Origin of the sequence: Caloranaerobacter sp. TR13 (assembly GCF_001316435.1) — a bacterium.
In the GTDB taxonomy this organism is placed as follows: domain Bacteria; phylum Bacillota; class Clostridia; order Tissierellales; family Thermohalobacteraceae; genus Caloranaerobacter.
In genome coordinates, this window is sequence record NZ_JXLL01000003.1 from 46,667 (window position 1) to 59,141 (window position 12,475).

10 protein-coding genes are annotated in these 12,475 nt (G+C 29.1%); all 10 read right to left on the reverse strand.

Features of this window, described 5'->3' with window-relative positions:
- Positions 1-3 precede the first annotated feature (3 nt).
- Positions 4-1,326, reverse strand: a complete 1,323-nt coding sequence (locus TR13x_RS04585; RefSeq protein ID WP_054870728.1) for a nucleotide sugar dehydrogenase — start codon at positions 1,324-1,326, stop codon at positions 4-6.
- A 14-nt stretch (positions 1,327-1,340) separates the two neighbouring features.
- Complete coding sequence (locus TR13x_RS04590; protein ID WP_054870729.1) at positions 1,341-2,249, reverse strand: UDP-3-O-(3-hydroxymyristoyl)glucosamine N-acyltransferase; 909 nt, start codon at positions 2,247-2,249, stop codon at positions 1,341-1,343.
- A gap of 1 nt (position 2,250) precedes the next feature.
- Positions 2,251-2,676, reverse strand: a complete 426-nt coding sequence (locus TR13x_RS04595; protein WP_054870730.1) for a MaoC family dehydratase — start codon at positions 2,674-2,676, stop codon at positions 2,251-2,253.
- A gap of 27 nt (positions 2,677-2,703) precedes the next feature.
- Positions 2,704-3,891 carry a DegT/DnrJ/EryC1/StrS aminotransferase family protein gene (locus TR13x_RS04600; RefSeq protein ID WP_054870731.1) on the reverse strand — a complete coding sequence of 396 codons (1,188 nt, stop codon included), beginning with the start codon at positions 3,889-3,891 and terminating at the stop codon, positions 2,704-2,706.
- A 23-nt stretch (positions 3,892-3,914) separates the two neighbouring features.
- Positions 3,915-5,144 carry a glycosyltransferase family 4 protein gene (locus tag TR13x_RS04605; RefSeq protein WP_054870732.1) on the reverse strand — a complete coding sequence of 410 codons (1,230 nt, stop codon included), beginning with the start codon at positions 5,142-5,144 and terminating at the stop codon, positions 3,915-3,917.
- A 322-nt stretch (positions 5,145-5,466) separates the two neighbouring features.
- Positions 5,467-6,105, reverse strand: coding sequence for a sugar transferase (locus tag TR13x_RS04610; RefSeq protein ID WP_054870733.1), 639 nt, complete (start codon positions 6,103-6,105; stop codon positions 5,467-5,469).
- A complete protein-coding gene (locus tag TR13x_RS04615; protein WP_242851717.1) occupies positions 6,098-7,012 on the reverse strand; it encodes a formyltransferase family protein in 915 nt (304 codons plus the stop codon). The genes TR13x_RS04610 and TR13x_RS04615 overlap by 8 nt, the downstream gene beginning before the upstream one ends.
- Positions 6,963-7,661 carry a PIG-L deacetylase family protein gene (locus tag TR13x_RS04620; RefSeq protein WP_242851718.1) on the reverse strand — a complete coding sequence of 233 codons (699 nt, stop codon included), beginning with the start codon at positions 7,659-7,661 and terminating at the stop codon, positions 6,963-6,965. The genes TR13x_RS04615 and TR13x_RS04620 overlap by 50 nt, the downstream gene beginning before the upstream one ends.
- A 373-nt stretch (positions 7,662-8,034) precedes the next feature.
- Entirely contained in the window at positions 8,035-10,992 is a 2,958-nt protein-coding gene (locus tag TR13x_RS04625; RefSeq protein WP_054870735.1) for an O-antigen ligase family protein, read from the reverse strand.
- Positions 10,993-11,155: 163 nt separating this feature from the next.
- Positions 11,156-12,475, reverse strand: a complete 1,320-nt coding sequence (locus TR13x_RS04630) for a GumC family protein (RefSeq protein WP_054870736.1) — start codon at positions 12,473-12,475, stop codon at positions 11,156-11,158.

The following is a 12,475-nucleotide window of genomic DNA, read 5'->3' on the forward strand; positions in this document are numbered from 1 at the left end:
CCATTACAATAACTCTATATTTTCTCTATTTTTTACATTTTTCATAGCATTTTTTGTATCAAATATATATTGAGAATTAGCCTGTACAAAATCATAATCAACTTTAGTGTGTGCAGTAGTAATTACAACTAAATCAGCACCTTGTAATGCCTCTTTATTAAGTTCTTTTATACCATGTTTTGTCTTGCCTTTAAATTTGTAATTTTCAATATAAGGATCATAATAATCTACAATACATCCTTCTCTTTCAAAATTATGAATAACCTTTAAAGCTGGACTTTCTCTATAATCATCTATATCCTGTTTATATGCTACTCCTAGTATGAGTATTTTAGAGCCATTAAGCGGTTTGTTGAATCTATTAAGTATTTTACTACTTCTTTCTACTACATACTCTGGCATATAGTTATTTATCTCTCCTGAAATTTCTATAAGTCTTGTATGATAATCATATTCTCTAGCTTTCCATGTAAGATAGTATGGATCTAATGGTATACAATGACCTCCAAGTCCTGGACCTGGATAGAAAGCTTGGAAGCCATAAGGTTTTGTCTTCGCCGCTTCAATAACTTCCCATACATTAATTCCCATCCTATGACAAATTATAGCCATTTCATTTGCTAGCCCAATATTTATATTTCTATATGTATTTTCAAGTATTTTTTCCATTTCAGCTACTTTGGGTGAAGACACTTCAAATACTTCGCCTTCAAGTACATTCCTATACATAGTAGCTGCAATTTCTGTTGAATCTTTCCCTACTCCACCTACTACTTTAGGAGTATTTTTTGTTTTATAAATTAGGTTGCCTGGATCTACCCTTTCAGGAGAAAAGGCTAAAAAGAAATCTTGTCCACATTTTAATCCTGAACCTTTTTCTAATATAGGAAGAAGTAGTTCTTCTGTTGTTCCTGGATATGTAGTGCTTTCCAATACTACAATAGAACCTTTTTTAAGATACTTTGATATTTCTATTGCAGAATTTTTAACGTAACTTATATCTGGTTGTTGATACTCATCTAAAGGCGTAGGTACACATATTGCTATAAAATCTGCATCTTTTACAATAGAAAAATCAGTAGTTGCAGATAATAATCCTTTACTTACTAAATCTTTTAATTCAGAATCTACTACATCACCTATATAATTATGTCCTTGATTTACCATATCAACTTTTGATTTCTGTATATCAAAACCTACTGTTTTATAACCCGCCTTCGCTTTTTCAACTGCTAATGGTAGACCTACATAACCAAGCCCTATTACAGCTACTAAAGCAGTTTTGTTATAAATTTTATCTAATAATACTTCTTTATAAGTTTTCAAAATTTACACCACCCTTATCTTATTGATTTAATAAATTCTATGAATTTAGAATGTTCAATCGCAAAATTACCAGTAACTGTAGTCCCTGAAGGTACATCTTTAGTTACTACAGAGCCTAAACTTATCCTACAATTATCACCAATATTTATTCCATTAGAAACTGTTGCATTTACACCTAGCCAGCAATCCTTACCTACAACTACACGTCCAGATAACTTAACCCCTGCAGTTATAAAGGTTCTCTCTCCAATGTAATCATCGTGCGCAATATGTACAAAATTATCTAATTTTACATTATAGTCTAATACAGTATCTCCACCAAGAACTCCACGATCTATACAACAATTATGTTGAATTTCTACATTGTCTCTAATAATAACCCTACCAGCAGTTGTAACTGGAATTACATCATTTTTAACTTTAATAAATTGAAATCCACTAGTTCCAATCTGAGAACCAGATCTAATAATAACATTATCTCCTATTATTGTGCCTGGATGTATTACTACTCCTGGTTCTATAATACAATTATCTCCGATTTCAATACTGTGCTCCCCAATAATAGCATCATTAGACACATCTGAAGTTTCGCTAATTTTGTTTTTGAATTTTTTCCAATAAAATTCTGTTTTTGCTAACATATTATGTATCTCAAAAAATGCTCTTTTCGGGTCTTTGGCAATAATAACGCCATAATTTTTCAATTCATCGTATCTTTTGTATATTTCTTCAGTACATATTATTCCAACAATATCTTTATTATTTATAATTGAATTAAAATATTTTTCATCAGAAATAAAACTCAAAACTTTTTTATCTGGATATTTAGATGTAGCCATACCTAATGTATCAAATTCACAATTAGATTTTAGTAACCACTCTGTATTGTTATTACAAATCGATTTTAAACTCATTTTCCTCATTCTAAACACGCTCCTTTGGTGGCATTACAATCGCTAATCCTTCAACTACAACTTTTCCTTCTTGATTCGTACAAGTTGTATCAAGTTTTATAATGTTTTTTTCTTTTATTATTTCTATTACTTTAACAGTAGCTTTGATAGTATCTCCAAATTTGACAGGGGCTTTAAATTTCAAATCTTGACCCAAATATATTGTTCCTGGGCCAGGTAATTGAACTCCCAAAACTGCAGATATCAAACTTGCTGTTAACATACCATGTGCTATTCTTTCTCCAAAAATAGTTTTTTTGGCTTCTACATCATTTAAATGTGCTGGATTAATATCTCCAGTAATCCCTGCAAAAAGGTAAACATCAGTTTCCGAAATGGTTTTTTGAAACGACGCACTATCTCCGATATTAATTTCATTAATAGTTTTGCCTAACATTGCATAATCTCCTCCTTCTGTTAAGCGTTATTTATAATCCACCAAAGAATTTACTATATATTCTCTTTGCTCTTTGCTTAATTCTGGATAAACTGGAATAGCAAATGTTCTTTCTGACAAATATTCTGCATTTGGCATATCCCCTAGTTCATATCCTAATCCCTTATAAGCTTTTTGAAGATGCAATGGAACAGGATAATATATCCCTGTAGCTATACCTTTTTCTTTTAAATAACTTACTACATCAGCTCTTCTTTCTGATTGAAGTATATACATATGGTATACATGTTTTACATTTCTTTCTTCAAAAGGAGTTATAAATTTTGTGTCTTTTAAATTTTCATTATAAAACTTTACGTGTTCTCTTCTTAAATCATTCCATTTATCTAGTTCTTTTAATTTTACTCTTAATATAGCTGCTTGTATTTCATCTAATCTAGAATTATGGCCTATAATGTAGTTATAGTATTTAAATGGGTTATATATAGTATTATCGATACAATTATCTTCTTCCATATTTTCATCTATATTATTGAGTAAATTATAGGCTTTTTTCCCATCAACACCACTGCCATGAGTCCTTAATGCTTTACATATAGTTGCAAAATTCTCATTATTAGTTACTATCATTCCTCCATCTCCAGCACAACCAAGGTTTTTTGTTGGAAAGAATGAAAAACATGCAATATCTCCTATAGTGCCTACCTTTTTACCTTTATACTCTGCTCCTATAGCTTGACAAGCATCTTCAATGACATATAAATTATGTTTTTTGGCAATAGCCATAATTTCATCCATATCAGCAGGTTGTCCAAAAATATGCACTGGCATAATAGCTTTAGTTTTTGAAGTAATTTTTTCTTCTATTTTACTAGGGTCAATATTAAAAGTATTTAATCTTACATCTACAAATACAGGAGTAGCACCAACTGCAGATATGCTTTCAGCAGTAGCAAAGAATGTAAATGGAGATGTTATTACTTCGTCTCCTTGTCCTATTCCTAGAGCTTTTAATGCTATAACTAGTGCATCAGTTCCATTACCAACAGATATAGCATTTTTTGATCCTAAATATCGACACATTTCTTTTTCAAATTGCTTTACATTTTCACCCATTATGTAATTTGCTGCTGATAGGATTTCTAAGACATTTTGGTTTGCATCATTCTTTATAATTTCATATTGTTTCTTTAGGTCTATCAATGGAATTTGCATAATTTCACCTTCTTTTATGTTTATTAATCTTCTAAAATTACTTTCTCTAACTTTTCAGTTAATATTTTAAAATCAAAATCTCGAGCAGCTTTTAAAGCATTGATACAATAAGTTTCATACTCTTTTTTTGGCATATTATAAAATTTTAATATTCCTTCTGCTAATGCTTCAGCAGAACCACCTTTTACTGTAATTCCACAATTATACTGCTTTAAAATATCATAACCACAGTCTATATTTGATAAAGTTGGTTTGCCTGATGCAAAGTAGTCAAACATCTTATTTAAACTTAAACCATATTTATATAAATCTATATTTTTTCCTGTAAATATGTTTAAATCTGATTTGCTTAATATATTAGGAATATATTTTTTCTCAACCTTACCTTTAAATACTACATTGTTAACATTGTTGTTCTTTACATATTCTTCTAATTCTCGCTTTTGATATCCATCACCAAATAATATAAATTGAATATCCTTAATTCCCTTTTCTTGAATTATTTTTGCTGACTTAATTAAATAGCCAAGGGAATTTGTTATTCCCATTGAACCTGTATATATTACATTAAATTTCTCATTGTTGTCTAATTCTTTATCTATATACTCATTCTGCAATTTATTTTTATTAAATTCTTCTAAATCTACACCATTATTTATATACCTAACTTTTGATGAATCTAGTCCAATACTTTCAACATAATCTTTACCACCAGGAAATGTGAAAATAAGTTTATCAGCTTTTTTATATATAAACTTTTCTAGTTTGTATAATATTCTTGCTGGGATACTATCTCTTTTTATTTTTCGCATTGCAACAAGTGTTTCAGGCCATAAATCTCTAGTTTCTGCTATGAATTTGGCATTATATCTCTTAGCTAGCCTATAACCTACAAGCCATGTTAAAGGATGTACTGATGAAGCGTATATTACATCAGGTTTTTCTAAATCAAACTTCTTTGACACTGACATTAAACCAATCGCATAATCTAACATGTTCTTTATTCTATCCTTACTATTTCCTTTATAACTACACGCTTTTATAAAGACAAAAAGTACATCATTGAATTCTTTATACAAATATTTTCGTGAATCTAGTATTAAATTCTTATCGCTGTTATGTATAGTACTAGCTGCAAAAATCTTGACCTCATAACCCTTTTTTATTAAGTTTTCTGCAAATTTAAAATGACGCGACCAAGGTCCTAATTGAGGTGGTACTGCATAATGATTCAGTATCCATATCTTTTTCATGACATCACTCCATAAAGACTAATTTGTTATATAAAGTCTATCTTATTCTTAAAGAAACTTCTTTTACTGTTTAAAATATTATGATCTAAAAAATATTGAAAATTGAATCCTTTAATATTACCATGTTAAGCTTAACTTTAAAGTAAACTCTGTTAAATATTTGTATTTTGGGGTGTTTTACTCACAGATAATATTTTATTTTCACTTATAAAATCTAAAGTTGTTTTCCTTGAACATCTACATGAAATAAGATATCATATTTAGAAAAATCTTTTTTTACCAGTTATTAGAATCTTCATACTAAATATTCCCCTTTTTAAATCTAATTTGACCTGATTTCCTCTTCTTTTATATTAGACAAATCATTTCTCACAAATTTACGTTCTCCAAATACAATTACTCCAATTGTACGTATTATAATCTTTAAATCTAACCATAAACTAAAGTTTTCCACATAATAAACGTCATACTTATGTCTATCTTCAAGGGATATGTAAATATTTCCACTTACTTGTGCAAGTCCAGTCAAACCAGGCCTCATTTGAAATCTTTTTAATTCTTCTTCAGTATAATCAGGAAGATAGTCCATTCTTTCAGGTCTAGGTCCAACAAGGCTCATTTCGCCCTTCAACACATTTAACAACTGAGGTATTTCATCAATTTTATATCTACGTAAAAACTTTCCAATACGTGTTATTCGCTCATCATTGAGCATTACTTCTTTACCTTTAATCATTTTTTCAGAACCTAAACGCATAGTTCTAAATTTATAAACACTAAATGGTTTAGTATTTAAACCTGGACGCCTTTGTATAAAAAGTACTGGTCCTGGAGAATCTAACTTAATAAGTATGGCAATCAACAACCAAAACGGAATGAAAACAATAAGGACTAAAATGGAAAGAATTATATCTACAAGTCTTTTTAAGCTTTTTTGTATATTTAAACAGATTTTACTCATTGATTTCACCCTCAAAAAATTCATATTCAGTTGGAATTAAATACCCATCCTTAAGCTTGATAGTTATGTCTGCACATTCGTTTTTAACATAATCACTAATTTCTGCAGTCCATATCCTAATAATTCCATTAGTAGTGCGATAAAAAGCACCCGGATAAGGTTTAGTAACAGCTCTTACCATTCTTTCAGCTTCACTTATTGTCATTTCATCTTTTATTTCACCGTCCTCAGGCCTTCTACCCGGCCAATAGGTTGCAAGTGCTTCATCTTGAGAAATCATCTCAACTTTATTTTCTGTTATATCATTCCAATACTTTGATATTAGTGTAATATGTGCATCATTAACTTTTTTATATAACGTGGTAGCAGTTTCTTTAGGCTCAATTGGAATCTTTACCTGACCAATTATAGGTCCAGTGTCAACGCCTTCATCTAATTTAAACATTGTAACACCTGTTTCATCTAACCCTTTTAATATAGCCCAAGGTACTGCTGCTCTACCTCTCCCAATTGGTAATAATGTAGGATGCATACCAATACATCCAAGATTAGGAGTTTTTAATAATTCTGATTTTGCTATTTGAGACCAACCTATAATAAACAGCCAATCTATTTGGTACTTTTTAAGTGCATTAATCACTTCACGATCATTAATGTTATTAATTTTCAATAACGGTATATTATGTTTATTCGAAAAATCATCTAGATAAATTCTACCCGACTTGTTTTTTGCTTTTTCATCTTTTAAAGTAATTAATAAATCAAGTTTTCCACCAATTCTATATATCTCTTCTATACAACTTAGTCCTAACTGAACACAAGTTGCAAAAGCCATTCTCATATACTTCACTCCATAACTAGATATTTGTATTAATTCTTCTAAATACACTCTCAAAAGCTTCAGCATATCGTACTCCTGCTTGACTGCCTCTATATGCAGCTAGACCTTTAAGAGATTCGTTACTCCTTGGGTGTGGATAATCGCGCATAACCCCTCGATAAGCAGAAAGGGCTTCGATTTTTTTATCTATTCTTTCCTCTCCCACTTCTATAAAAACATTCGGAATAAACTGTCTTGTACTAGTATTTAGAGCCCATTCTGTAGCTGATGGTACCTCCATGAATAATAATTCCCTAATCGGTTTAACATCTGGTCTCCTTTGAAATAGTCTTATAGCAGCTTGACATGCTATAGAAGTATGGTAATGGTCATTATTTAAATCTGCAGGATGATGGGTAAAAACCACTTCAGCACCTGTTTCTATAATCGCTTTTTCTATAAATTTTACTAATTCTAAATGTTTAACAGTATTGAAGGCTATATTAGGAAATGATCCCTTAATTACCTTATTCACACCTAAAATGTTTATAGCTTGATTAATATCTTGATTTAATAATTCTATTGTTGGCCTATTATTACGGACTTCCACTTCACCAGATAAAATACATACATTCACTTCATAACCAGCTTGTGAAAGTTTTAAAATTGTAGCTCCTGCCCCTAGCACTTCATCGTCTGGATGTGCTACAACAACAAGATAAGACAATAAAACCATCACCTTTCATTCGTTATATTTACCTATTGCTACAAAATTGCTTCAAAAGTACACACAACCAAGTAATTCTAATGGTTTGAATACACTCTCAACACTAAAAATCAGCTTTTTTTCATATCTCAATAACTCTCCAAAACATTAAAACTACTGTGTTTTATCTTCTTCCACTTTGAAACTCATAGATTTCTACATTCTCTTGCAGAATATAACTTCTAAAATCATCTCCTAATTTAGCCAATTCTTTAAGTTTTGTCATAGTATATACATTTAGTATTTGTCTAATTTATTACATTTTTAGCAAAATATATTCTACACAAATTTGCAAATTCCTTCAATAAATATTCATTACTTTACCTAAATTAACAAATAATCGTTATTTAATTTTCCTAAATAGTACTACTTCCTCTAAATCAATATACCCTTCATCATTACCATTATGTTGGAATCTTAAGTATTGTGTACCTGGTTTTATATCTGAATCTGTTTTAATTTCCAAACTATAAATTTGCCAGTCTTTAGTAAGTTTTATATTAGTCAAGCTACCTTGGTTCTTTTTCTTAGCCTTATAATCGATTACATAAAATCTAAACGTATTTTCTCTGACAGTACCTCTAGCTTTAAAATAAATTTTATATTTAGTATTTGGCTCTAGTTTCAAACCATAAGGATAAATAATACCATATGACTCACCATTATTTGTTATTCTTATAAATTGTCCTTCATTCTTAACTTCATATTTTATATTTCCTTCTTTAGAATTCCAAGTACTTAACTTATCTATATTACCATTATTATCTATATCTAAATCAAAATAATAAGCGAAATCTAATGTATAATTTCTATCTATCTTATATTCTCTATTATTTAAATTCTCATAGTTAAATTGAATAACTCCAATTTTATATAATAAATCTTCATTATAGTGTAATGGTTTTAACGCCCTCTTATTTATTTCATTTATCTGTTCTTTTACTTTATACGCTCTTTCAATAATTACTTTTGCTTTATCTAAATCTTTCTTTTGATTCGCATAGTAATAAAATACTGTAAGATAAGCATCACATTTTTGAAGATAGTTTTCAGTTCTCATAGGCTGTAATTTTACAGACTCATCAATTAAATCAAGTCCTTTTTCAATTTGTCCTATACCCATGTAAAAAGATGCACCTATTGCTTTAAATCTTGAACTGTATTTTGCTAATTGTAAAACCCTTTCGATTTGCATTTCAGCTTTAGTAATATAGTTTTTGTCTTTAGTAATTTTATATTTAACCTTATAGAATGTAGCCAAATCACTTTTATACTCAGGCTTAAATGAATCGAATGTAGATGCTTTTTCAAAATATTTAATTGCAGCATCTATATTTTTATCTTTATTAGCAGTTAATGCTTTTTGAGCATATACATGTCCCATATATAAAGAAGATGATGATAATATAAGGAATATTAAACCTACTACATAAACAATTTTTAATATCTCGTTTTTATTTTTTACATCAAAAACCTTATCAACCTTAATACCATTAACCAACATTCCTATTAAAGCCCACAACACAAATGTTAGTGCAGAAAGCGATAAGTCAAAATCCATAAATGCGTGTACAAATATAGATAAAATTGATACATATAATGATGCAATCAAAATCTTTTTATTATCTGTATCTTCACTTTTAAACTTTTTATATATGTAATAAGTTATAAAACAAAGGAAACTAATGAATATAAGTAACCCTATCAAACCTATTTCTATCCACATTTGAAGAAAATAGTTGTGTGCCTGGGTTGTCCAATACATATATGATTGATACTTTTGGTATAGTGTTACCCAGCCACCACCACCAGTACCAAATATAAAATAGTCTTTTATTATCTTAAAAGCATCTTTATAAAACACAATTCTTCCTTGAGCACTACTTTCTTTTAAGCTAATACTTTCCAGTCTTGATACAATGCTTTCTGGAATATACTTGTATTTTAGTTTTATATTTTTAATAATTTCTTTAGTTTTTGAATCAACTACCTTTACTTCATAAAAGGTTATAGATGTACCCGCATAATAATTTTCAAAGATTATTTTTACTCCTTCTGTATTCTCAAGTGTTGTAAATTGCATACTAGCTTCTTCTTTTGTATAATCCGATATATTAAGAAATTCTAATTTTTCTAATTTACCTTCTGTATTTATACTATATACTCTTACTCGTCCTGCAAAAGGCTTATCATTTTTATTTACACCTTTATACTTAATCAGTAACTCATACTCAGTATTAGGTTGAACTTCTTCTACTTTTCTTGCAATACTTGTCCAAGTATTTTGTGTTGTATTGTTAGCTAGTGTTAATGAAGTAGTTGTATTGATAATATATATAACAGCACTACTAAAAATAACTATAACAATTCCTAAAGCTATTATAAGTTTTTTTACTGAAACTTCTCTTAATTTATAATCAATAAGCGATATAAGGTAAGTTAGTATCCCCATTAATAATAATGAACTAATAAATATTATCCATAAAATATAACTTTTTTCTTCAATCTTTTGTGAAAATACGAACGCTAAAGGTATGCTAACAGCTATATTTGCAAATATATATATTAAGGTTTCTAATTTTCTTTTATTAGGTATAGTTATAATAAATAATAGAAGTATAAAAGGTAATATAAGCCACATACCTCTTGAATATGTAAGTATAAAAGCAAATAATAATATGTTCGAAAAAATACCATATACAGCCTTATATAATCTCTTTTGTTGTATAGTTATTAATCCTATAGTTACAATAAACAAAGCTCCTAGATATGAAGCTAAAGCATTAGGATATTGTAATGTTGAACTAATTCTATTACCAACATATGCTCCATTATAGTTCCATGTACCAATTGCAGAACCTATACCTATAATAGCTACTATTACTCCACTTATTACAAGAACATTTAATAACCACTTCTGTCTTTTTTCTGTATACATTAAATCTCTGACTAATAAGAATATTAAGAAGTAGTTAGCATATTTTAAAAACTCACCTATCGCTAATCTAGTATTTACTCCATAAAATATAGAGATAAAATACATAAACACTACACCTATAGCAGCTATGTCTATAGGTGTTTTTACCAAGTCATACTCTTTATCTTTAAACTTTGAAATAAGCCATATTAAAGCTAAAGTAAATGAAAATATATGTGTTGGCAAAAGCTCTTTTTCAAAGTACAGTCCTCTAAAGAATGGTGGATAAAATAGTAAGATGCATAAACCAATAAAAACTATATTTTCTACATTAATATTTGCTAGTTTTAGTTTGTGTGTATTTTTTGAAATTTTAGAAGTCAATGTTAATACCCCCAAGGTATGCTTGTTTTTCTATAAAATATATAAACAAGCATATATTATTATAATAAAAATTCACGTTTTATTCAACCTAAAAATGGCTATTTTTCAACACTTTCGTCCGTCATATTGCAACCTTTTTCGACATTTATCTTCAAAATATGATTTATTCTGACTTATTAGTTGCTTCTTCAGCTGAACTTTCCCAATACTCTTTAAAGAATACTACAAATACTCCTACCATAATACCTAGTACTCCTGCTATTGCTAGGTTTAGCATTTTCTTAGGTGAAACTGGAGTTTCTGGTATTACAGCTTTTGAAACTATAAGTATGCTTGAATCTCCTATTTCTGATGATTCAGCTATTCTTGTTTCTTCATATTTCTTTAAGAAAGCATCGTATGTGCTTTGAGCAAGGTTTACTTTTCTTTGAATAAGACTTTCTTGATGCTCTTTTTCTGCTAGCTCTACTTGAATATTTTCTAATTCTTTCTTTGTTAATTCTATTTTATTTTTAATATCTTCTATTTCTTTTGATGTCTCTGCAATTGAAATTCTATAGTTTGAAACTTTATTATTTAGACTTAAATAATTGGAGTTTATTTGTTCATTCTCCATAGTTAAGCTTAGAACATCTTTAGTTTCTAAATTAGCAGTGTCAGTTACTAATTGACTTAATATAGGATCTTCTGAAATAGATTTCTTTGTAATTAATACCTTTGGTGTTGCTTTAAGTTCTTTTTCTGCAGCTTCTAAAGCCGCTTCAAGTTTGTTTAACGCAACTTCTTTTTGAACTAGTTGAGTCTTATAGCTAGTTAAAAGGTTCAACTTTGAGCTAACTTCTGCTTTAAGTTCATCTACACCTCTAGGTTGTGATAAGAACTGTTCAAGCTCTAATAACGCATCATCTAGCTTTTTCTTTTCTACCTCTAGTTGTGATTGTATGAATTGTGAAGATTTTGATGCCTGTTGTTTTGCCATGTTAGATATAAATGAAGTAAATTTTTGTGCTACTGTATTTGCTATTTTTGCTGCTAGTTCAGGATCTGTATATTTAACTTTAACTGCTATAAGGTTAGTATCTTTTATAGTTTCTAGCTCAATCATTTCTTTAAGTACGTTTAATGTAAACTCTTCTTTATCTAATCCTAATTCATCTATAGTCTGCTTCAGTATCTCTGGATTTTTTATCTGCTCTTTATATGTTTGTATAGTCATAATTGGATATGAAGAAATAGTGTCTAATATACCTTGTATGTCATCAGAAATTTTCTGATTTACTAACCTTTCAGTTGCAAAGGATGCCATAAGTGTTGTTCTAGCTTCATAAGTTGGATCTATTATAAAGAAACTAAATATTCCTGATGTTAATACACTTATGATAGTTATAATAGCTATAAGCTTCCAACCTTTTAGTAGAACTTCGATGATTTCTCGTAAGCTGATTTCGTCGTAATAGTAATTTTGCTGATCTATTTGTGGCAT

Coding starts and splice junctions, on each gene's coding strand:
- TR13x_RS04590 (WP_054870729.1), bottom strand. CDS start 2,249: ATGAGGAAAATGAGTTTAAAATCGATTTGTAATAACAATACAGAGTGG.
- TR13x_RS04595 (WP_054870730.1), bottom strand. CDS start 2,676: ATGTTAGGCAAAACTATTAATGAAATTAATATCGGAGATAGTGCGTCG.
- TR13x_RS04600 (WP_054870731.1), bottom strand. CDS start 3,891: ATGCAAATTCCATTGATAGACCTAAAGAAACAATATGAAATTATAAAG.
- TR13x_RS04605 (WP_054870732.1), bottom strand. CDS start 5,144: ATGAAAAAGATATGGATACTGAATCATTATGCAGTACCACCTCAATTA.
- TR13x_RS04610 (WP_054870733.1), bottom strand. CDS start 6,105: ATGAGTAAAATCTGTTTAAATATACAAAAAAGCTTAAAAAGACTTGTA.
- TR13x_RS04615 (WP_242851717.1), bottom strand. CDS start 7,012: ATGCTGAAGCTTTTGAGAGTGTATTTAGAAGAATTAATACAAATATCT.
- TR13x_RS04620 (WP_242851718.1), bottom strand. CDS start 7,661: ATGGTTTTATTGTCTTATCTTGTTGTTGTAGCACATCCAGACGATGAA.
- TR13x_RS04630 (WP_054870736.1), bottom strand. CDS start 12,475: ATGCCACAAATAGATCAGCAAAATTACTATTACGACGAAATCAGCTTA.